Raw genomic sequence first — 21,772 nt, 5'->3', positions numbered from 1 at the left:
CACTATTATGCCAAACTTTCTAATAAAAAACGACACTTACGCGCCGTTTGTACTAATGAACTATAAACAATTTACTCGTTCTTTTAATTCTTTACCCGCCTTGAAATGTGGCACTGATTTCTCATCTAATTTTACTGAATCACCTGTTTTAGGATTACGCCCTAAACGAGGCTGACGATAATGTAACGAAAAACTACCAAACCCACGAACTTCAATACGATCACCATTTTCGAGAGACTGAGACATAAACTCAAGAATATCTTTTACAATATTTTCAACCATTTTCAGAGGTAACATTGGATGCTTTTCTGATAATTTTTCGATAAGTTCTGATTTAGTCATCGTCTTTTCTCCCCTCATATTATTCAAATTAAGATCTATTGCTAATACATTATTTCAATACATTAGCAATAAGCCCTAACAAATAAGGCTGGACATGAGCCCAGCCTTACTATGTGAATTAATTATTCACCTTTAGCTGCTTTAAATGCTTCAGCCATTGCGTTTGGAATAGCAACTTCTTCTTGTTTGTTATTCACATTTGCAACTGCTGCAGCTTCTTCAGCTTGATCTTTTGCTTTCACTGATAAGTGAACGATACGAGATTTACGATCTACACCAGTGTATTTAGCTTCAACTACGTCACCTGCAGCAACTTCATTTGTTAAATCAGCTGCGCGGATATAACCTTCAACGCCGCCCGCTAATTCAACTTTAGCACCTTTTGCATCTGCTTCAACTACAGTTACAGATACTACAGCACCTTTTTTGTTGATCGCTACGAAGTTATTGAATGGATCTTCTTCAAGTTGTTTGATACCTAAAGAAATACGCTCTTTCACTGCATCAACTGCTAATACTACTGCAGAAACTTCGTCACCTTTTTTGTAGTTACGAACTGCTTCTTCACCTGATACATTCCAAGAAATATCAGATAAGTGAACTAAACCATCGATACCACCTTCAAGACCGATGAAGATACCGAAATCAGTGATAGACTTGATTTTACCAGTTACTTTATCGCCTTTATTGTGAGTTTCAGCAAATTGAGTCCATGGGTTAGCTTTACATTGTTTTAAGCCTAAAGAAATACGACGACGTTCTTCATCAATTTCTAATACCATTACTTCAACAGTATCGCCTAAGCTAACAACTTTAGATGGGTGGATATTTTTGTTAGTCCAATCCATTTCAGAAACGTGAACTAAACCTTCAACGCCATCTAAGATCTCAACGAAACAACCATAGTCTGTTAAGTTAGTTACTTTACCAGTTAATTTGCTGTTTACTGGGTGATTTTCAGCAATTGCAGCCCATGGATCTTGGCCTAATTGTTTTAAGCCTAAAGACACACGAGTACGATCTTTATCAAATTTTAATACTTTAACAGTAACTTCATCGCCAACATTCACGATTTCGCTTGGGTGTTTAACACGTTTCCAAGCCATATCTGTGATATGTAATAAACCGTCAACACCACCAAGATCAACGAATGCACCGTACTCAGTTAAGTTTTTAACGATCCCTTTAACTTCTGAACCTTCAACAAGATTTTCTAATACTTGTTCACGTTCTTGGCTGTTTTCAGATTCAATCACTGCACGACGAGAAACAACAACGTTGTTACGTTTTTGATCTAATTTGATTACTTTGAATTCTAATTCTTTACCAAGTAAGTGATCTGCTTCACGCGCTGGACGAGTATCAACTAAAGAACCAGGTAAGAATGCACGAACACCGTTTAACTCAACTGTGAAACCACCTTTCACTTTGCCGTTGATTAAACCGATAACGGTCGCTTTTTCTTCGTAAGCTTTTTCTAATTCAATCCAAGATTCGTGACGAACAGCTTTCTCACGAGAAAGTTTAGTTTCACCGAAACCATCTTCAACTGCATCTAATGCAACATTTACAGTATCGCCAACTTGGATTTCAAGTTCGCCTTGTGCATTTAAGAATTCAGCAACTGGGATTGCAGACTCAGATTTTAAACCTGCATCAACAAGCACAAAGCCTTTTTGGATAGCTACTACAGTACCGCTAACGATTGAACCTTGACGAGTTTCAAGGCCTTTTAATGATTCTTCAAAAAGTTGAGCAAAAGATTCTGACATATAAATAATCTTCTTAATTTAAGTTAATAACATCCACATTAAAATCCATAAAATGCGGGGTTGAGGATAAATGCTTATTCTTCCTTGAACAAACAGTTAAATCGAAACTGACACCTTTTCTTGAATATAAGCTAACGCCTGATCAATAACTTCACCAATACTCAACGTTGTGCTATCCAATAACAAAGCATCATCAGCCGGTTTTAGAGGCGCAACCTCTCGATTTCTATCACGAAAATCACGCTCTTTTATCTCGGCTAAAATCTGTTCAAAGTTACCATTTATTCCTTTATTTTGCAACTGTTTATAACGTCTTTTTGCACGTTCTTCAGCACTCGCATCTAAAAATAACTTCACTTGAGCATTTGGGAATACCACAGTACCCATATCTCTACCATCAGCAATTAATCCATCATTTTTCGCAAAATCTTGCTGAAGTTGTAGCAAAGCTGACCGCACTTCTGGAAACACAGCTACTTTAGATGCGGCATCAGCGACTTCTTGAGTACGAATTAAATGGCTTACATTCATTCCAGCAAGCAAAATATTCACCTCGCCATTTTGAGGAATAAATTGAATATTTAAGTGACGGGCTAATTCAGCTAGCGCCGACTCATTTGTTAAATCAGTTTTACGTTGTAATGCAGCTAATGCTGTAACGCGATAAATCGCTCCACTATCCAACAACGCATAACCTAGCTTTTCAGCCAAAGCGTAACAAAGCGTACCTTTCCCAGCACCGCTAGGCCCATCAACGGTAATAATCGTTCCCATGCTACCTATCTCTTACCTAATTATGACAATCTATCGTATTATAGAGATAAACGAGTTATTTCGCTAAAAATTCTTTTGCTAACTCATATAAGTAATAAGCGGTTGGAAACAACACCCTATCATCTACACGGAATTTAGGGTGATGTAATGCATAAGCTCCACCTGAACCTATCATAACAAATACACCTGGCACTTCTACTTGATAAAAAGCAAAGTCTTCACCAATGGGACTCGCTTCCACAATTTTAGTCTCAAATCCAATAGCACCTGCTACATTTAAAACAAAAGGAACCAACTGCTCATCATTATTTACAGAAGGCGGGCCAGCATGCCAATCTAGTTCTATTTCAACATCAAACGTAATCGCAATACCTTGCAATAACATACGTAAACGCTGTTCAATCTGAGTTCTTACATTCGCATTAAAACTTCGAACAGTTCCTTCTAAATAAGCATTGTCAGGGATGACGTTCCAAGTATTACCACTTTCAATATGAGTTATGGAAATAACCGCATTTTCATTAGCCGCAATATTTCGACTGATAATAGTTTGAACAACACTAATAATCTGAGCAAGTACTACTATGGGATCTTTACCATCCTGTGGGCAAGCCGCATGAGCTCCCTTTGCTAAAATACGAATTTCAAAACGATCCACTCCTGCTGTTAATGCATGTGACTTGGTACCTACTGTACCTACAGGCAACATGGGATCATTATGTAAACCAAAAATAGCATCTACATTTTGTAAAGCACCAGACTTTAATACGTTCAATGCACCTAAACCTGTTTCTTCTGCAGCCTGAAACAATACTCTAACTGTCCCCTCTAATTCATTTTGATGCTGTTTTAATAAAATTGCAGCACCAAGTGCAGCTGACATATGAAAATCATGTCCACAGGCATGCATAATACCAACTTTTTTTGAGCTAAATTCAACACCTGATTCTTCCTCTATTGGTAATGCATCTATATCTGCACGCAGCATTACGGTTTTTCCAGCTTTAAGGCCTTTAATCTCTGCCACTAATCCTGTTTGAAGTGGAAATGGTAAAATATCAATATGATGTTTTTCTAAAACTTCCCTAATTTTTGCCGTTGTTTCAAATTCTTCATTGGAAAGCTCTGGATATTGATGGCGTTCTTGACGAAATTGACGTAAAAAATCTGCCAAGATTTGATATTGTTGTGTCAATTGATTTAATTTTTCCATATTACATCTCACAATATTGATTGATAAGCTTGAATAAAATCCTGAATATTAATTCCATTTTTTAAATTGCTAATATCTTGATAAAGTTGCTGAGATAAGGAATTATTACCTATAGCGAACTCAAGTTTCTCTTTTAATTGAGTATTGGAATAAGGATTCATAGGACTTCCTTTTGGGAAATTAGAACTGGCCTCTAAAATAGCCCCATTTTTTAACTGTACTCTAATTTTCACTTTTTTAGGATTTACTTCATTATTTTGATAAGTTCGATGAATTTTAGACATAATCTGGCAAATACATGGTTCAACTTGAGACTGCTCAAAATGTTGAAAATCCAATTTTTTATTTAGCAAAATTGAAGCTAAAATATATTCTGCAGAAAATTTTCCCTGGCTAGCAATATCTACTTTTTGATAAATTAATGCAGCATCTGAGTTAACATAAAAACAAATCTCAATTTGAAGAATATCACTTATATTTGAAATCTTATTTCTTAACTTATAAGAAATATCAGCAATTCCTGCTGCGGCAGAACAATAAGGATAATTTTTAAACCAAAGCTGATGAATTTGCCAATTTTTCTCCCAATCATATCCCCAGTCTTCAACCGAACATTGGTCTCCAAATAACATAAAAAAACCAATTTTTTTATCAAATGGATTTTGTGGTAAAGACAAGCCTGTTTTAATCCAATCAATAGATTGAATCGCATTTTGTGCAGCAATTCCTGCATGTAAAGCCTTAATAGGAGAACCAAACACAAAACGCATTCCTGATGATTGTGTTGCAGCCAAAGAAATAGCATCAGATAGAAAAAGATATTGGTGTAAATAGCCTATAGCACAAGTTGCGGCAATTCCTCCTAAAGTGATTGTACTATGCCATCCCCTGATATAGAGTTTAGGATTTAGTATCTGACCCAAACGAGCCATAACCTCTACACCAATAACATAAGCAGTTAAAAAACGCCTACTGTCAATTCTATGTATACTTTTATCAATGCTGGCAAAAAGCGCACTTAAAATCACAGATGAAGGGTGTCCACGTACAGTCGCATGCACATCATCATAATCTAAGTAATGTGCTTGAAAACCGTTAAATAAGGCAGCCTGTCTTGCGGTCACTAACTGTTTTTGTCCAATTAACCATGCCTTCTTATTTCCTCCCTCTAGCATAATCCAATCTTTAAATTGTTGTAATTCAACTTGATTTTTAGCTTGGAGTGAAGAGGCAAAATAATCTACAACCCCTCTTGTAGCCTTTTTTAATGTATCTTGTTCATTAATTAAGGGGGTATTTAGAATTTTATTTGCCAATTCTTGTGCATTCATTCCTCCCCCTAAATATAAAATTCAATGGGATCTGAAAATTGCTTTACAAAACGTTTTGTTTGTTCTTGCTTAGGAAAATCAATAAGCTGCTTAGCAGGTCCTTGTTCTATGATATTTCCATCTGCCATAAAAATAATACGATCAGCCACATGTTTTGCAAATTCCATTTCATGAGTAACAATAACCATTGTAATTTTTTGTTTAGCTAACTGTTGTATCACTTGTAAAACTTCATTTACACGCTCTGGATCCAACGCAGATGTAGGCTCATCAAAAAGCAAAACTTTAGGTTTTACAGCCAAAGCACGAGCTATCGCAATACGTTGTTGCTGCCCACCAGAAAGCGTAATAGGATACTGGTGGGCCTGCTCGGAAAGTCCGACCCGTTTTAGTAAATCCAAACCTAATTTTTGCGCTTCAATTTTGCTCATTTTCTGATTAACCAACGGCGTTAGTGTAATGTTCTCAAGTGCAGTTTTATTTTTAAATAAATTATAACTTTGAAACACCATTGCTGATTGATGACGTAATGAGACTTCATCCCGACGAGAATGCTCTTTAACATCAAACTCTTTAGATGCTATTTTAATTTTCCCTTCATCAGGTTTTTCCAATAAATTTAAACACCGTAATAAAGTAGATTTCCCTGATCCTGAAGGTCCAATAATTGCGACAACCTCCCCTTTTTGAATAGATAAATCAATTGATTTTAATACTGTATTTTTTCCAAAGGATTTTGAAAGTTTTTCAACAGAAATCATTGTAGTCATAATACATCCTTAACGTTTATAAGGGGAAGATAAAGCCACTTCCAATCGTTTTTGGGCCCAAGAATAAAGAACAACCACAAGCCAATAAACAATACCTACAGCTAGATAGGTTTCAAAGAATTTATATGATTCTACCGTTAATAACTTACCTGCAGCTAATAATTCTGGCACCCCAACGAAGAATGCTACTGATGAATCCTTTAATAAAGAAATAAACATATTCCCTGTACTTGGTAAGGCATTAACAAAAGCCTGAGGTAAAATAATATGACGATAAACATTTATAAGAGATAATCCCATCGCCATACCTGCCTCTTTCTGACCATTGTCTACAGACTCTAAACCTGCTCGAAAAATTTCGGCCAAATAAGCTGAATATTTCAAACTAAAACAAAGTAATGCAGCGTTCATTGCTGACATTTCTTTTAAACTAGGAAATAACTGTGGTGAACCATAATAAATGATAAATAGCAACACTACCGTTGGCATCCCACGAAACAATGAAATATATAAAGCAAGTACCCCATCTATCATAAAACTTTTATTCACACGAATTAGAGCAATAAATAAACCAATAAAAATTGCTATAGAAATTGACACTACCGCAATAAATAATGTAGTTGGCAAATATGAAATAATATTAGGGAAAACTGAAATAAAATATACAAAATCAAAACTCATATATAATCCATTAGGTGAAACCAAGAAATATCCTATCAAAAACCGGGAGGTTTAACCTCCCAATTCTTATTTATCTGATGCGGTAATATCCTCGCCATAATATTTAATAGAAAGCTCTTTTAATTTCCCACTTTCTTTTAATTTCTTTATAGCTTGGTTAAATTCTTTACGTAGTTCTTCTCCTTTTTCATTTTTAGCAAATGGAAATGCTACTTCTTCAATTACTAATGGTTCTCCTACTAATTTAAATGGTAAATTACCGCGTTTAATCTCAGCCAATAAGATTGGTTTAGAATTTATATAACCATCAACACGTTTATATACCAAATCATACATTGCACCATCGCGAGTTTCATAAGTTTTCACATTTACTTCATTATTAGGAAAGCGTTTCTGCAAATTTTTCAAATGATTAGAACCCAATACCCCTGAAATCGTTTTTCCTTTAAAATCATCCAAAATATTAATTGTGCTATTATCTTTATGAGCTACAAGTTGACTACCATAATAACTGTAAGGTTGTGTAAAATCATATTTAGTTTTACGCGCCTCAGTTACTGCGACTGCATTAGCAACAGTATCTAAACGGCCTGAATCAAGTTGGCCCATAAGCCCTGAAAATTCAGCTGTCGTCCATTCAATGGTATAGCCTAATTCTTTTGCTATTGCCTCAGTTGTCTCTACATCAAACCCAACTAATTTACCATTCTGTTTAAAACCATTTGGATAACTTTGTCCAGTAGATCCTATTTTTAATATCTTAGGTGAAACTATCTTTGAGCTATCATTGTCCTTATCATTACAACCAGCTAAAACAACTGTTGTTGCTAAAATAGTGAAAAGTGCGGTATGTTTTAAAATCATTTTTAACTCCTTATTTAATTAATGATGATGTTTTTGATACTCTTGAAATAATGTTGTGTTTAAAATTTTTCGATAATAAATTGTAGTATGATCATCGGTTAAATTTGCTTTTCCGATTTCTTCAAAACCTTGTTTTATATAAAAGGAATTTAACCAAGGATGATTTTCTGCAGTACCTAGTGTCACAAAAGGCACTTTAAGTTGCTTTAGTAAAATATTCTCCTCTGTCCACTTTATAAGCTCTACTGCTAGCCCCTGCTTTTTATAATCTGGATGGGTTGCCAACCAGCCAATATGAGGTACACCATAAGGTCCTGGATTATTCCCCCAAGGCAAACGTAAACTAATAGAACAAACAAGATTGCCATCAATAAATCCACCAAAGACTAAATTAGCGCATAAATGCTGCTCAATTTCAGACTTAGAAACCGTTGATGCAGAAAAATGAATTCCTAAAGCTAATATAGGTTGATAAGCACGATGTAATAAACTTTGATATGATTCAATATCAACAAGCGTTAGTGTTCTAATATCCATTAATCTAATAACCCCGATAGCTCTGCATAACGAATAACGATATCTACTTTATCTGGAGCACTTCCTAAATAATTTTGTGGAACAAGCCATTCTGTTATTTCAGACTCATTAAATTCTTTCTTAATAATAGGGTTTTCTAACAATACATCTTTAAATGATCGAGCTTCTTCAAAAGCTTTCATTGAACATTCATATACTAAGCTATGACTACTTTGTTTTCCTAAACGTTTACCTAATTCAAACATCACTTTTTCAGAAAGAAGTAGCCCATTCTGCAACTCCAAATTTTTTAACATTTGCTCAGCATTCACTTTCATTCCGCGTAAAATAGATAAACCAATTTGTAATTGAGCTGAAAGATAAATATTCATCTCAGGCAAAGCAATCCACTCTGCTCGCCAACTCATGGCATCACGTTCGTGCTCAACTCTCATTGATTCATGAATTAATGCAACACTTTTAAAAATAGGTGAGGTAAGGCTAGCCATTCCCTCTAATGCAGCAGGATTCCGTTTATGAGGCATTGTTGATGAACCAATTTTTCCACTAGAAAAAGGCTCCTCAATTTCATTAATCTCTGTACGCATTAAGTTGTAAAACTCATTAGCAATTTTACCCAACGTTCCACTGATTAAGGCTACAACCGAAGCATATTCAGAAAAGCGATCCCGTGCGGCTTGCCATCCGATATTCGGTGCATTTAATCCTAATAATGCTAATGCTCTCGCTTCCACTTCAGGACCTTTTTTACCAAATGATGCATAAGTACAGATCGCACCACTAATATTGCCGACCAACACACGATCACGAATCTCATTTAAACGTTGCAAATGGCGAACAAATTCATCTAACCACACCGCTAATTTAAAACCAAATGTTGTTGGTAAAGCTTGCATTCCATGAGTCCGCCCCACCATAGGTAAATATTGATATTTTTTAGCTAATGTCTTTAATTCTTGCGCAACAAGACGTGTATCACGTAGTACAATCTCAAAAGCTTCTTTTAACTGAAGCACTGTTGCCGTATCAACAATATCTTGTGTTGTCGCGCCATAATGAATATATTCCCCGGCATCACCGGATTGACGCTGTAAAGCATTAATGGTCGCCATAAAAGTATGTCTTAAGCGAACAGCTTCCTCTGCAAGTTCATTAAAATTAAGCGCCTCAACCTTCACCAATTGAGCAATTTTATTTGCCGCTTCTGATGGAATAACCCCTAATTCCCCCTCAGCTTTTGCTAAAGCAATTTCGACTTCAATTTGCTTACGAAAACGATTTTCCTCTGACCATATAGCTCTCATCTCAGGAGTACCAAAATTATTCCCCAATGTAAGAAAATCAATTACATGTGCTGCCATTTTGCTTCCCTTTTATAAAATAACTAATTTGGAATGACGATGATTCTATAAATCTTTTATCTCCCCATCTAATAATTAATCCCCACATCATATTCCATTTTAGTCTATTAAGATTTTAATCAGAGAAATTCGGTAATAAAAATGTAAAAAATGAAAATAAAATGTTAATTTTTATGAGATATTGATCACATTTTCCCCAAAGAGGTATATTCTTTTATGCCTAAATCCATACAATGCACGAGTCTTTTTTATTATAAATTTAAGGATATTTTCTGATGTCTTTTGTTCTGAGTATTTTTCCTATTGTTTTGCTGATTTATCTAATGGTAAAACGAAATGCCTTGCCTTCTTATGTCGCATTACCTTGGATTGCAACATTAGTAATGGGTGTCCATCTTCTTCACTTTAATACTGATATTGTCACAATTAGTGCCAATGTTGTTTCCGCTATTATTGCTGTACAAACCCCAATTACAGTTATTTTTGGCGCGATCTTATTTAATCGCTTTTCAGAAATTTCAGGTGCGACAGATACCATGCGTAAATGGCTAGGGAATATTAATCCCAATCCTGTAGCTCAATTAATGATTATCGGTTGGGCATTTGCTTTTATGATTGAAGGAGCAAGTGGTTTTGGTACACCTGCAGCCATTGCGGCACCTATTTTAGTCGGGCTAGGTTTTCATCCATTAAAAGTCGCCATGTTGGCACTAATCATGAACTCCGTCCCAGTCTCTTTTGGGGCTGTGGGAACGCCTACATGGTTTGGTTTCGGTCCACTAAAACTATCAGAAGATATAATTTTGGAAATTGGTTCGATTACAGCATTTATCCATTCCATTGCCGCATTTATTATTCCATTATTAGCATTACGAGTCTTAGTAAGTTGGAACGATATTCGTAAAAATATTCTATTTATCTATATCAGTGTCTTTGCCTGTGTCATTCCTTATTTCTTACTTGCCCAAGTTAATGATGAATTTCCATCATTAGTAGGCGGAGCAATTGGTTTATTTATTTCTGTATGGGCTGCAAATCGCAATATTGGCTTAACAAAAGTAGAAAATAGTCTGGATAATAATACGGTAACAACTAAGCAAGTAATGAAAGCATTATTCCCAACAGGTTTATTGATTGCATTCCTAATCATTACACGTATCCATCAATTACCTTTCAAAGCAATGATGAATGACGCTACAATTTGGTTCTCAACAACCCTAGGATCATTAGGTACATTTGAAATTAGTAAAGGCTTAATCTTTACTTTAAAAGATATTTTTGGTTCTGATGTATCATCAAGCTACAAATTGCTTTACGTACCGGCGTTAATTCCATTTGTAATCACAGTTTTAATTGCAATTCCTATATTTAACGTCTCAATTAGCAATGTTAAAAACGTTTTTGCTTCAAGTTTACAACAATCAAAAAATCCATTTATAGCCTTAGTGGGAGCCTTGGTTATGGTGAACTTAATGTTAGTCGGAGGCGAACACTCCATGGTGAAAATTATTGGTCGCACCTTTGCAGAAATATCCGGCAGTAACTGGACAATTTTCTCTTCTTTCTTAGGGGCTATAGGGGCATTCTTCTCAGGATCAAACACCGTATCTAACCTAACATTTGGTAGTGTTCAACTTTCTACAGCGGAAACAACAGGAATTTCAGTAGCGTTAGTCCTAGCTTTACAATCTGTTGGAGGCGCAATGGGGAATATGGTATGTATTAATAATATCGTTGCTGTCAGTTCAGTATTAAATATTTCTAACCAAGAAGGTACCATTATTAAGAAAACCATTATCCCTATGATGATTTACGGTATTATTGCGGCACTCTGTGCGCTGTACCTAGTACCTTTACTTTATAATCTATAAATTTACTTGGAAAAATGACCGCACTTTTGCGGTCATTTGTTACTTTTCTCTTATTGGAGTGATTAAAAATGAACGTAAATTTCTACGTAACCTGCATTGCAGACGTAGTAAAAAGTGGTGTGGCCAAAAACACCGTTTTACTGCTTGAGAAACTCGGTTGCAATGTTACTTTCCTTGAAAAACAAGGTTGTTGTGGGCAGCCTGCATTAAATAGTGGCTATACAAAACAAGCCATCCCAGGCATGAAAAACTTAGTCGAAACCTTTGAAGTAAATGATTACCCAATCGTAGCACCTGCCGGATCTTGTGTTTATGCGATCAAAAATTACCCCAACTACTTCACTAACGCAGGAGAATTAGACTGGGCTAAACGTGCCCAAAAAGTCGCTTCACGTTTCTGTGATTTAACCGATTTTATCGTGAATAAACTTGGAATAACTGATATTGGTGCCTATTTGCCAGGTAAAGCGGTTTATCACCCTTCTTGTAGCCTTACACGTAAACTGGGCATCGTAAATGAGCCTATCGCACTGTTAAAAAATGTGAAAGGATTAGAGCTGCTTCCTATTCATAATCAACAAACCTGCTGTGGCTTCGGTGGGACTTTCTCTGTGAAAATGGCAGAGATTTCTGGAGAAATGGTGAAAGAAAAAGTTGAGCATATTGAAGAGGTTGAACCGCAATATTTAATCGGTGCAGATGTAAGTTGTTTATTAAATATTGGTGGTCGTTTACAACGCGAAGGCAGTAAGATCAAAGTGATGCACATTGCGGAAGTATTAATGCAAGGGGAGAAATAAGATGTCATTGAAAACCAGTAATCTTCCTTTTAAAGCGCGTGTCGATCATGAAGTACATAACACTATCATGCGTAAAGCGGTAGTGAAAGCCCAAGAAACTATTGGGGCTAATCGACAAAAAATGGTGGACGAATTAGGTCATTGGGAAGAATGGCGTGATTTATCTAAACAGATTCGTAACCATGTTTTAGCTAATTTAGATGCTTATTTGTATCAATTGAGCGAAAAAGTGATGGAAAATGGCGGTAAAGTGTATTTTGCTGAAACGGCCGAAGAAGCGAGTGCTTATATTCGCAAAGTCGCATTAGAGAAAAATGCGAAGAAAATCGTAAAATCCAAATCCATGGTGACAGAAGAAATCGGTTTAAACGAAGTGCTTGAAAAAGAGGGCATGCAAGTGATCGAAACCGATTTGGGTGAATATCTATTACAAATTTCAGGTGATAAACCATCCCATATCGTTGTGCCTGCAATTCACAAAGATCGTCACCAAATCCGCAAAGATTTATCTGAAAAACTCGGCTATGAGGGCGAGGAAACGCCTGAAGATATGACGCGTTTTGTACGTGAAAAAATTCGTCAAGATTTTTTAGAGGCTGATATCGGTATCAGTGGTTGTAACTTTGCCGTAGCGGAAACTGGCTCAGTTTGTTTGGTGACAAACGAAGGTAACTTACGTTTAGCGACGACATTGCCGAAAACGCATATTGCCGTGATGGGAATGGAGCGTTTAGCGCCGACTTTCCAAGAGGTGGATGTGTTAATTACGATGCTTGCTCGTAGTGCGGTAGGGGCGAAATTAACCGGTTATAACACGTGGTTAACCGGTCCTCGTCTTGCTGGTGAAACCGACGGTCCTGAAGAATTCCATTTGGTTATTGTGGATAATGGCCGTTCAGATATTTTAGCGTCTGAATTCCAAGAAGTTTTACGTTGTATTCGTTGCGGTGCTTGTTTGAATACCTGTCCGGCATATCGTCAAATCGGTGGCCATGGATATGGTTCTATTTACCCGGGTCCAATTGGTGCAGTAATTTCTCCATTACTAGGTGGTTATGATGAATTCAAAGAATTGCCGTATGCTTGTTCATTATGTAATGCGTGTAATTCTGTCTGCCCAGTGCGTATTCCATTAGCGCAGTTAATCTTAAAACACCGTGAGAAAATGGTAGAGTTAGGTAAAACTCCCGCAATGGAACGTTTATCTATTTTTGGTTTCACCACAGCCAATGCCAACCCAACACTATGGAAAGCAGGTGTGAATATCGGTGCGAAATTAGCGGGTAAGCTGATCAAAAATGGGAAAGCACCAATTACATTTGGTGCATTGGGTGAATGGACAAAAGCACGAGATTTACCACAAGCAGATGGTGAAAGTTTCCGTCAATGGTTTAATAATAGAGAGAGAGGGTAATAAGCATGGATTTACAAAATCGCGAAAATTTTCTTAATAAATTAGCGGCGAAAATGGGAAAAGCCCGTGCTATCGTACCTGAACCGATGGATACACCGGTCAATACGTACCCAACTGAGCGTTTAACTCATTTAAGTACGGTTGATTTAGCGAATGAATTTATCAATTCTGCAAAAACCATGATGGTGGACGTAAATGTGTGTAAAGAATCTGATGCAGTGCAAACTTTACTTGCTCTTTGTGAAAAATATGGTGGCGGTGATGTTGTACTTAATTCCGATGAAAGATTGACCGCACTTGATATTCCTGCAACGCTTGAAGCGAAATATACTTGCCATACGTGGTCATCAGAAACGGCACAAGATAACATTCGTTTTTCTGAAAAAGCTAATCTTGGCGTAGTTTATGCAGAATATGGTTTGGCGGAAACTGGCGGAATCGTCTTATTCTCTAGCGCAGATCGTGGACGTTCAGTGAGTTTATTACCTGAGAAATCAATTGTTGTTTTACGTAAAAGTCAAATTGTTCCTCGTGTTGCACAAGTGGCGAAAGTATTACACGAGAAAGCACAACAAGGCGAGCGTATGCCATCTTGTATCAATATTATCTCAGGCCCAAGCTCAACGGCGGATATTGAATTGATTAAAGTGATTGGTGTCCATGGACCCGTAGCAAAAATCTATTTAATAATTGATGATCTATAATGCAGAAAGGGGCAAATGCCCCTTTTTCTTTCCCCTATCAAGACATTTTTCCACCTTTATCTGAAATTAGTTTTTTTCATTATTTTTTGTTATTTCATTAATTTTATTAAATTACCTCTTGAGTTTTTTAGTTAAAGTGAAATAATGATAATCTTTCTCAATAATAAAAGGATATGATAATGAAGAAAGTTATTAAATTAAATTTAATCACACTCTGCTTAATCAATACCCTAAGTGTTTCTATCGTTGATGCAAAAGCTGAAGAAACATTAGATCAAATTGATGTAGTAGAAAAAAATGTCGCCAACGATAAAAAACCTTTTACGGAAGCGAAAGCCAAAAGCACCCGAGAGCATATTTTTAAAGAAACCCAAACTATAGATCAAGTTATTCGAAGTATTCCTGGTGCTTTTACTCAACAAGATAAAGGCTCTGGCGTAGTTTCTGTGAATATTCGTGGCGAAAATGGGTTAGGTCGTGTCAATACAATGGTTGATGGGGTTACACAAACCTTTTATTCCACCTCAATGGATTCGGGACAATCTGGTGGTAGCTCTCAATTTGGAGCAGCGATAGAGCCCAATTTTATTGCTGGTGTCGATGTCAATAAAAGCAACTTTTCAGGAACAAGCGGTATAAATGCGTTAGCGGGCAGTGCTAATTTTAGAACATTGGGCGTTAATGATGTTATTACCGATGACAAACCATTTGGTATTATTCTGAAAGGAATGACAGGGAGCAATGCCACTAAATCCAATTTTATGACAATGGCGGCAGGCAGAAAATGGCTTGATAATGGTGGCTATGTAGGCGTGGTGTATGGTTATAGCCAACGTGACGTTTCACAAGATTATCGTATCGGTGGCGGAGAACGATTAGCATCATTAGGGCAGGATATTCTAGAGAAAGAAAAAGAAGCTTATTTTCGTAATGCGGGTTATGTTTTAAATCCTGCAGGGCAATGGACACCTGATTTAAACAAAAACCATTGGTCTTGTAATGCCCCCACTCCAACATTTCATGGAAGTACAGAAAAAACGACAAACTCTAATGATTTCACAGGAGAAACAGAAACCATATGGACTGATTCAAATTGCATTACCCATATTGAAAAATCCAATATATATGATCCTGAAGAAACCGAGACCAGTGTAAAGAATATTTATAAAAATCAGGCTAGAAAAAACATTCTACAACAATTAGGAGCTGGCAAAAAACCCGAAGACATTGAAGAACTCCAAAAAGGTGATGATGGAATTGAAAAAACTGACAAATCATTTGAACGTAATAAAGATCAATATAGCGTCGCCCCTATTGAACCTGGCAGTTTGCAATCTCGTTCGCGTAGCCATTTATTAAAATTTGAGTATGGGGATGATCACCATACTCTAGGGGCGCAACTACGTACATTGGATAATAAAATTGGTTCTCGCAAAATTGAGAATCAAAATTACCAAGTCAATTATAATTTTAATAATAACAGTTATCTCGATCTTAACTTAATGGTGGCACATAACCTTGGAAAAACAATTTATCCTAAGGGAGGATTTTTTTCTGGCTGGCGAGTCACAGATAAACTTATCACAAAAAATGTAGCAAATATCATTGATATTAATAACAGCTATACCTTCTTATTACCAAAAGAAATTGATTTAAAAGCTACGTTAGGTTTTAACTATATTACCAATGAATATAGCAAAAATCGTTTTCCAGACGAATTAAGTTTATTTTCCAAAGAAGCATCGCACGATCCTGGTCGTTACAATTATTTAGGAACACTTGAGGGCACTAGAGCCTTACTCCCCCAACGTTCAGTAATCTTACAACCTTCTGGGAAACAAAAATTTAAAACTGTTTATTTTGATACCGCACTTTCTAAAGGTATTTACCATTTAGACTATAGTGTCAATTTTACGCATTATGCATTTAACGGTGAGTATGTAGGTTACGAAAATACACCAACACAAATTGATGAACCGATTTTGCATAAATCAGGTCATAAAAAAGCATTCAATCATTCTGCTACATTAAGTGCAGAACTGAGTGATTATTTTATGCCATTTTTTACTTATTCACGAACACACAGAATGCCGAATATTCAAGAGATGTTTTTCTCTCAAGTGTCTGATGCGGGGGTGAATACCGCATTGAAACCTGAGCGAGCTGAAACTTATCAACTTGGTTTTAATACCTATAAAAAAGGCGTTTTCACTAAAGAAGATGTATTAGGTTTAAAATTAGTGGGCTATCGTAGTTTTATCAAAAATTATATTCATAATGTATATGGTGTATGGTGGAGAGATGGCATTGTTCCTGACTGGGCTTCTGAGAATGGATTTAGATTTACCATTGCTCATCAAAATTATAAGCCAATTGTGAAAAAGAGCGGTGTTGAATTAGAAGTAAATTATGACATGGGACGTTTCTTTGCAAATCTGTCTTATGCATACCAACGAACAAATCAACCAACCAATTATGCAGACGCAAGCCCACGTCCTAACAACGCATCAAAAGATGATATTCTGAAACAAGGTTATGGTCTATCTCGTATCTCAATGTTACCTAAAGATTATGGAAGATTAGAACTTGGATCTCGCTGGTTTGATCAAAAATTAACTCTTGGTATCGCAGCACGTTACTATGGGAAAAGTAAACGAGCAACCATTCAAGAAGATTATATTAACGGTTCTCAATTTGAATTAAATACGAGCCATGAACGAACTTATTATGCAATCAAGAAAACAGAGGAAATTAATAAACAACCGATTATTTTAGATTTGCATGTAAGTTATGAACCTGTTAAAGATTTAATTATCAAAGCTGAAGTACAAAACCTACTAGATAAACGTTATGTTGATCCTTTAGACTCAGGCAATGATGCTGCTTCACAGCGCTATTATTCAAGCTTAAATGATTCAATTTGTAGTAAAAATAATACTTGTGAAGATGGAGGAAAAGATAAATCTGTACTTTATAACTTTGCACGTGGAAGAACTTATATTCTAAGTTTGAACTATAAATTCTAATTGGCTCATATAAAAAGGCATAGCTAATAAACTATGCCTTTTTAAATAATGTTTATAATTCAATTTTAGAATTTATTATCTTATGAAAAGATTATTACTACAGTCTATCAATCATCCCTAATACTAATGCCGAAGACTGTTTTGCAGCCAACGGTAAGAACTCTTCAAAAGACATACTTGCTTCACCATCGCCTGCATCTGAAATGGCTCGAACCACTACAAAAGGCACATTAAAAGCATAGCAAACTTGTGCAATCGCTGTGGCTTCCATTTCAACTCCCGTCACATTCGGGAAGTCTGCTTTTATTTGTGCAATTTTGTCTTCACTATTAATAAAACTATCGCCAGAGCAAATTAAACCACGTTTTACTGATTGTCCTTGCTTTTCTGCAATTTCTTGAGCGAGGTCAGCTAGCTTTTTGTCAGATAAAAATGCTGCTGGATTAGCTGGCAACTGCCCTTTTTCATAGCCAAAAGCTGTCACGTCCGCATCGTGGTAGCGTGTTTCATCTGAAATTACAATATCTCCCACTTTCAAGCCTTTTGCTACCCCACCCGCAGAACCAGTATTGATCACAAAATCTGGCTTGGCTACTTGTAACAATGCCGTCGTGCCAATTGCAGCGGCTACTTTTCCAATACCTGATTGCAACAATGCAACATCTTTACCATTAATTTTGCCTTCAAAAATGACCGCACTTGCTACTCGAGTTTCAGTTCTCTCTGCCATTAAATTTTTTAAAATTTCTACTTCTTGCGCCATTGCGCCAACAATTCCGATTTTCATCACTTTTGTTCCTGTTCTATTTTATTTACCAAAAAATCTAACACCGCCACGCTATAATCATCGTTATAAAGCGTGCTCGCCGTGAGTACATATTTTCCACCAATGACAACGTAAGGATAGGTAAAAACACCATATTCTTCCGTCAATTCAATTGCATCTTGAATTTGCTCTTTTACTCTTTCTGAATTTTCAGCCTGAATAAATAACTGTTTATCTAGAGCTTGTTCTTCCGCCCATTGTTGAATTTTATTTGTCGCAGACAACTCTGCATAACGAGATTTTTCTGAAGTTTCAAATAATAAAACATTAGATAATTCACCCGCACTTAGTGCTTGCAAGGTATAAAAAACGCGTGCGCTAAACTGGCTATCGGCAGTTGCAATAGGATATTGTTCCAACGCAACTTTATTTGTACGCATTTGACTATAAAGCTCCAAAATATCTTGCGCTGACGAACATACTCGGCAATCGTAATCAAAAAAGAATTGAATACGTATTTTTTTATCCGCTCTAGGCGCTTGTTCAATAGGCTCTTGATAAGAAAAATAATCTCGCCCATCTTCAAAATGCATGACATCAGAAGATGGTAAGTGCGGTGAATTTTGAGTAGAAAATTCTTTTTGATTTACTTCGGCTAGAACCGATGATGCAAATCCAAATAAGCCTAATACGAATAATCCATAAAATTTCAAAACATTACTCATCAATCGCTTCAATATATTCCACTAAAAGCTGTACATTTCGGTTACCACGAAACTCATTAACATCTAATTTATATGCAAATCTTGCCTGTTTAATTGAAAGATCAGGATACAATCTTGTGTCAATATTAAACGCAACCGCATCTAATAAAGGCCCACCTTGTTTTGGTTCCACTAACATTTTGAGATGGTTTTGATTTTGTCCAATTGCACGCTGGTCTAAAATTTTAAATTCGCCATCAAAACAAGGCTCTGGGAAAGCTTGTCCCCAAGGGCCTGCTGATTTTATTAGTTCCGCCGCTTCAAGATTAAATTCATTTAAATTTAATTCGCCATCGGTCCAGATTACACCTTGTAAATGTTCTTCATCAAGCCAATCGGCAACGGTTTGATTAAAAATATGTTGGAAATCATCAAAGTGTTCTTCTCGAAGGCTTAATCCTGCAGCCATCGCATGGCCACCAAATTTTAAAATCATATTAGGATGTTGCGAATGAATACGCTCTAAAACATCACGCATATGCAAACCTTCGATAGAACGCGCAGAACCTTTCAAGATTCCCTCACCATCTTTCGCGAAGGCAATGACTGGACGGTGATATTGTTCTTTAATTCGAGAGGATACTATTCCCAACACACCTTGATGCCAATTTGGTTGATAAAGTGTAATCCCCGAAGGTAACTCTTTAAAAAGTGCGGTGAGATTTTGGCAAATTTCTAACGCCTCAAGCTTCATGCCAGCTTCAATTTCTTTACGCGTTTGGTTGAGTTGATCAAGATCTAAAGCCAATTCTCTGGCTTTTAGCATATCGTCCGCCAGTAAAAGCTCTACTCCAATCGACATATTGTCTAAACGCCCCGCTGCATTTAAACGAGGTCCGATACAAAAACCGAGATCACTTGAAGTAAACTGTTCAACATTACGGTTAGCCACTTCTGCTAATGCAACAATACCTGGGCGGCAACGCCGTGCACGAATCCGCATTAAGCCTTGATAAGCAAGGATACGATTATTTTGATCTAAAGGCACCACATCCGCAACAGTACCCAATGCTACTAGATCGAGCAAGTCAGTAAAATTAGGTTGTGTTTCTGCAGTAAAAATACCCAGTTCACGAAATTTTGCTCGTACGGCTAACATCAAATAAAACGCAACACCAACGCCCGCTAAGGATTTTGAAGGGAAACCACACTGGCTTAAATTAGGATTAACAATAGCATCGGCTAGCGGCAAAGTTTCGGGAGGTAAATGATGATCCGTCACTAAAACACGGACACCTTTCTCTTTCAAAAATGCAACGCCTTCAAAAGATGAAACGCCATTATCCACCGTCATTAATAGCTGAACGCCCTTTTCAATCGCCATTTCAGCCACTGGAATACTCAAACCATAACCTTGTTCAAATCGATTTGGTACGAGATAATCCACATCCGCAAAACCAAGTTGTCTTAAAGCCAGCACACTCAATGCTGTACTGGTTGCACCATCAGCATCAAAATCCCCAACAATCACTATTTTTTGCTGTTGTTGGTAAGCTTCCACTAATAAATTTACCGCTTGTTCAATACCATATAACTGATTTGGATTCAGCATTGATTTTAAAGTGCGGTCTAATTCTTCGGTGTTTTGAATATGGCGTGCGCGATAAAGGCGATCTAATAACGGATGGTTTGAAACAGAATTTCCAATTGGAATTTCACGGCGTTTGATAAGTTTTTTCACTGGATATTAATTCATATCTAAAAGCAAAAAGCTGTTGAAATCAACAGCTCTTTTATCTATACTTTTCCCGTCGGTCAGGGCTTTTAACCCTGAATGCTGACAGGGGTTAAAAGCCCTACTGACCATTAGTCTAACTATTGTGTCAGCTAAGGATTTTAATAATGCCTAAATTATGTAGTTATATCATAGTCTTCGTATTGTTAATGCTTTTAAGCTCCCCAGCATATTAAGCATAACCGACTAAATACAAGGGGTAGGCATCTGCCCCTTGCTTTTCATTATAAAATCATTTCGCGGTTTCTTCAAGTGCGCTCAATAAATCAGCTGGTTTTAAATAACCGCCAATAAGCTCACCAGTTGAGGTAACTATACTAGGTGTGCCATTTACGCCAAATTGTGCGCCTAATTCATAATGTTTTTTCACCACATTTGGGGTTTTAACTTCTTTCGGTAAATTGCCTTTTTCTGCTTCATTTAAAGCAAAAACAGGATCTTTTGCCGTCCAAATAGCTTCCATTTGTTGTGCAGTTTGGTTATTCATGCCCGCACGAGGGAAAGCCAAATAACGCACGGTGATACCAAGATCATTATATTCTTTTAATTGCTGATGTAATAAATGGCAATAATGGCAAGTAATATCCATAAATACCGTCACAACATGCTTTTCATTTTTAGCGGGGTAAACAATCATCTCATTTTTATAAGAATTAAGTTTATCCACTAAAATTTTACCCGCCACATCAACAGGGCCATTATTTGTAAGTTCGTAAAGTTTACCTTGGAAAGCATATTTTCCATCTTCTGTCACATAAAGTACGCCTTGATCTGTTACGGCAGTTTTGATACCTGAAATTGGCGAGGATTTCACATCAATATTTGATGCGCCAAGAGACTGTAATTTGCTTTTAATCGTGGCATCGTTTGCCATTGCATTAGCCGCAGCCACGCACAAAAGTGCGGTAAGAATTTTCTTCATTTTTTGTTCCTAAATTAGCTTGAGCAAGAAAGTCTGAAATTATAGAGAGATTGCTAATTTCTGCAAGGTCAAACTATCCAAAAATCAGAAAATAGCATATAATTCCACACTTTATCACACAGTGA

Annotated in this window: 19 protein-coding genes; 5 read left to right on the top strand and 14 right to left on the bottom strand. The window is 36.6% G+C overall.

Annotated features, from left to right (window positions below):
* Positions 1-60: 60 nt before the first annotated feature.
* From FE813_RS09095 to FE813_RS09050, 10 genes are all read right to left on the bottom strand, one after another.
* Positions 61-342 carry an integration host factor subunit beta gene (locus FE813_RS09095; RefSeq protein WP_065264606.1) on the bottom strand — a complete coding sequence of 94 codons (282 nt, stop codon included), beginning with the start codon at positions 340-342 and terminating at the stop codon, positions 61-63.
* Positions 343-464: 122 nt separating this feature from the next.
* Positions 465-2,114, bottom strand: a complete 1,650-nt coding sequence (rpsA, locus tag FE813_RS09090; RefSeq protein WP_139990293.1) for a 30S ribosomal protein S1 — start codon at positions 2,112-2,114, stop codon at positions 465-467.
* A gap of 96 nt (positions 2,115-2,210) precedes the next feature.
* Positions 2,211-2,888, bottom strand: a complete 678-nt coding sequence (gene cmk / locus FE813_RS09085; protein WP_180978725.1) for a (d)CMP kinase — start codon at positions 2,886-2,888, stop codon at positions 2,211-2,213.
* A gap of 55 nt (positions 2,889-2,943) precedes the next feature.
* A complete protein-coding gene (locus FE813_RS09080; protein ID WP_139990292.1) occupies positions 2,944-4,101 on the bottom strand; it encodes an amidohydrolase in 1,158 nt (385 codons plus the stop codon).
* A gap of 8 nt (positions 4,102-4,109) precedes the next feature.
* Positions 4,110-5,432, bottom strand: coding sequence for an MmgE/PrpD family protein (locus tag FE813_RS09075; RefSeq protein WP_139990291.1), 1,323 nt, complete (start codon positions 5,430-5,432; stop codon positions 4,110-4,112).
* Positions 5,433-5,440: 8 nt separating this feature from the next.
* Positions 5,441-6,193 carry an amino acid ABC transporter ATP-binding protein gene (locus FE813_RS09070; protein ID WP_139990290.1) on the bottom strand — a complete coding sequence of 251 codons (753 nt, stop codon included), beginning with the start codon at positions 6,191-6,193 and terminating at the stop codon, positions 5,441-5,443.
* 18 nt (positions 6,194-6,211) lie between these two features.
* The gene (locus FE813_RS09065) at positions 6,212-6,883 is read right to left on the bottom strand and encodes an amino acid ABC transporter permease (protein WP_139990289.1); all 672 of its coding nucleotides are present in this window, start codon (positions 6,881-6,883) and stop codon (positions 6,212-6,214) included.
* A 66-nt stretch (positions 6,884-6,949) separates the two neighbouring features.
* On the bottom strand, positions 6,950-7,747 hold the full coding sequence (locus FE813_RS09060) for an amino acid ABC transporter substrate-binding protein (protein WP_139990288.1): 798 nt from the start codon (positions 7,745-7,747) through the stop codon (positions 6,950-6,952).
* An 18-nt stretch (positions 7,748-7,765) separates the two neighbouring features.
* The gene (locus FE813_RS09055) at positions 7,766-8,284 is read right to left on the bottom strand and encodes a GNAT family N-acetyltransferase (protein ID WP_048954075.1); all 519 of its coding nucleotides are present in this window, start codon (positions 8,282-8,284) and stop codon (positions 7,766-7,768) included.
* Positions 8,284-9,645, bottom strand: coding sequence for an adenylosuccinate lyase (locus FE813_RS09050; protein WP_139990287.1), 1,362 nt, complete (start codon positions 9,643-9,645; stop codon positions 8,284-8,286). The genes FE813_RS09055 and FE813_RS09050 overlap by 1 nt, the downstream gene beginning before the upstream one ends.
* Before the next feature lie 275 nt (positions 9,646-9,920).
* Between FE813_RS09050 and FE813_RS09045 the strand changes: the two genes are divergently transcribed.
* The 5 genes from FE813_RS09045 to FE813_RS09025 all read left to right on the top strand — a co-directional run bounded on the left by FE813_RS09045 (position 9,921) and on the right by FE813_RS09025 (position 17,460).
* On the top strand, positions 9,921-11,516 hold the full coding sequence (locus FE813_RS09045; protein ID WP_180978724.1) for a lactate permease LctP family transporter: 1,596 nt from the start codon (positions 9,921-9,923) through the stop codon (positions 11,514-11,516).
* Between the two features lie 68 nt (positions 11,517-11,584).
* Entirely contained in the window at positions 11,585-12,316 is a 732-nt protein-coding gene (locus FE813_RS09040; protein ID WP_106013375.1) for a (Fe-S)-binding protein, read from the top strand.
* Position 12,317: 1 nt separating this feature from the next.
* A complete protein-coding gene (locus tag FE813_RS09035; protein ID WP_111407237.1) occupies positions 12,318-13,730 on the top strand; it encodes a LutB/LldF family L-lactate oxidation iron-sulfur protein in 1,413 nt (470 codons plus the stop codon).
* Between the two features lie 5 nt (positions 13,731-13,735).
* On the top strand, positions 13,736-14,434 hold the full coding sequence (locus tag FE813_RS09030) for a LutC/YkgG family protein (RefSeq protein ID WP_139990285.1): 699 nt from the start codon (positions 13,736-13,738) through the stop codon (positions 14,432-14,434).
* A 179-nt stretch (positions 14,435-14,613) separates the two neighbouring features.
* Entirely contained in the window at positions 14,614-17,460 is a 2,847-nt protein-coding gene (locus FE813_RS09025; protein WP_139990284.1) for a TonB-dependent receptor domain-containing protein, read from the top strand.
* A gap of 97 nt (positions 17,461-17,557) precedes the next feature.
* Here the strand turns inward: FE813_RS09025 and FE813_RS09020 are convergent, their stop codons facing one another.
* The 4 genes from FE813_RS09020 to dsbC all read right to left on the bottom strand — a co-directional run bounded on the left by FE813_RS09020 (position 17,558) and on the right by dsbC (position 21,647).
* A complete protein-coding gene (locus tag FE813_RS09020) occupies positions 17,558-18,247 on the bottom strand; it encodes a 5'-methylthioadenosine/S-adenosylhomocysteine nucleosidase (RefSeq protein WP_139990283.1) in 690 nt (229 codons plus the stop codon).
* The gene (locus FE813_RS09015; RefSeq protein WP_139990282.1) at positions 18,247-18,951 is read right to left on the bottom strand and encodes a thiol:disulfide interchange protein DsbA/DsbL; all 705 of its coding nucleotides are present in this window, start codon (positions 18,949-18,951) and stop codon (positions 18,247-18,249) included. The genes FE813_RS09020 and FE813_RS09015 overlap by 1 nt, the downstream gene beginning before the upstream one ends.
* Positions 18,944-20,671 carry a single-stranded-DNA-specific exonuclease RecJ gene (gene recJ / locus FE813_RS09010; RefSeq protein ID WP_139990281.1) on the bottom strand — a complete coding sequence of 576 codons (1,728 nt, stop codon included), beginning with the start codon at positions 20,669-20,671 and terminating at the stop codon, positions 18,944-18,946. The genes FE813_RS09015 and recJ overlap by 8 nt, the downstream gene beginning before the upstream one ends.
* A gap of 286 nt (positions 20,672-20,957) precedes the next feature.
* On the bottom strand, positions 20,958-21,647 hold the full coding sequence (gene dsbC, locus FE813_RS09005) for a bifunctional protein-disulfide isomerase/oxidoreductase DsbC (RefSeq protein WP_139990280.1): 690 nt from the start codon (positions 21,645-21,647) through the stop codon (positions 20,958-20,960).
* Positions 21,648-21,772: the final 125 nt, after the last annotated feature.

The organism is Haemophilus seminalis (genome assembly GCF_006384255.1).
Lineage (GTDB): Bacteria > Pseudomonadota > Gammaproteobacteria > Enterobacterales > Pasteurellaceae > Haemophilus > Haemophilus seminalis.
This window is presented reverse-complemented; position numbering and strand designations above follow the sequence as displayed.

What these genes read in the sequence shown, in the direction of transcription:
- FE813_RS09040 (WP_106013375.1), top strand. Translation starts at nt 11,585, where the DNA reads ATGAACGTAAATTTCTACGTAACCTGCATTGCAGACGTAGTAAAAAGT.
- dsbC (WP_139990280.1), bottom strand. Translation starts at nt 21,647, where the DNA reads ATGAAGAAAATTCTTACCGCACTTTTGTGCGTGGCTGCGGCTAATGCA.
- FE813_RS09070 (WP_139990290.1), bottom strand. Translation starts at nt 6,193, where the DNA reads ATGATTTCTGTTGAAAAACTTTCAAAATCCTTTGGAAAAAATACAGTA.
- FE813_RS09080 (WP_139990292.1), bottom strand. Translation starts at nt 4,101, where the DNA reads ATGGAAAAATTAAATCAATTGACACAACAATATCAAATCTTGGCAGAT.
- FE813_RS09095 (WP_065264606.1), bottom strand. Translation starts at nt 342, where the DNA reads ATGACTAAATCAGAACTTATCGAAAAATTATCAGAAAAGCATCCAATG.
- cmk (WP_180978725.1), bottom strand. Translation starts at nt 2,888, where the DNA reads ATGGGAACGATTATTACCGTTGATGGGCCTAGCGGTGCTGGGAAAGGT.
- FE813_RS09035 (WP_111407237.1), top strand. Translation starts at nt 12,318, where the DNA reads ATGTCATTGAAAACCAGTAATCTTCCTTTTAAAGCGCGTGTCGATCAT.
- FE813_RS09015 (WP_139990282.1), bottom strand. Translation starts at nt 18,951, where the DNA reads ATGAGTAATGTTTTGAAATTTTATGGATTATTCGTATTAGGCTTATTT.
- FE813_RS09030 (WP_139990285.1), top strand. Translation starts at nt 13,736, where the DNA reads ATGGATTTACAAAATCGCGAAAATTTTCTTAATAAATTAGCGGCGAAA.
- FE813_RS09050 (WP_139990287.1), bottom strand. Translation starts at nt 9,645, where the DNA reads ATGGCAGCACATGTAATTGATTTTCTTACATTGGGGAATAATTTTGGT.
- FE813_RS09055 (WP_048954075.1), bottom strand. Translation starts at nt 8,284, where the DNA reads ATGGATATTAGAACACTAACGCTTGTTGATATTGAATCATATCAAAGT.
- FE813_RS09020 (WP_139990283.1), bottom strand. Translation starts at nt 18,247, where the DNA reads ATGAAAATCGGAATTGTTGGCGCAATGGCGCAAGAAGTAGAAATTTTA.
- FE813_RS09075 (WP_139990291.1), bottom strand. Translation starts at nt 5,432, where the DNA reads ATGAATGCACAAGAATTGGCAAATAAAATTCTAAATACCCCCTTAATT.
- FE813_RS09025 (WP_139990284.1), top strand. Translation starts at nt 14,614, where the DNA reads ATGAAGAAAGTTATTAAATTAAATTTAATCACACTCTGCTTAATCAAT.
- rpsA (WP_139990293.1), bottom strand. Translation starts at nt 2,114, where the DNA reads ATGTCAGAATCTTTTGCTCAACTTTTTGAAGAATCATTAAAAGGCCTT.
- FE813_RS09060 (WP_139990288.1), bottom strand. Translation starts at nt 7,747, where the DNA reads ATGATTTTAAAACATACCGCACTTTTCACTATTTTAGCAACAACAGTT.
- FE813_RS09045 (WP_180978724.1), top strand. Translation starts at nt 9,921, where the DNA reads ATGTCTTTTGTTCTGAGTATTTTTCCTATTGTTTTGCTGATTTATCTA.
- FE813_RS09065 (WP_139990289.1), bottom strand. Translation starts at nt 6,883, where the DNA reads ATGAGTTTTGATTTTGTATATTTTATTTCAGTTTTCCCTAATATTATT.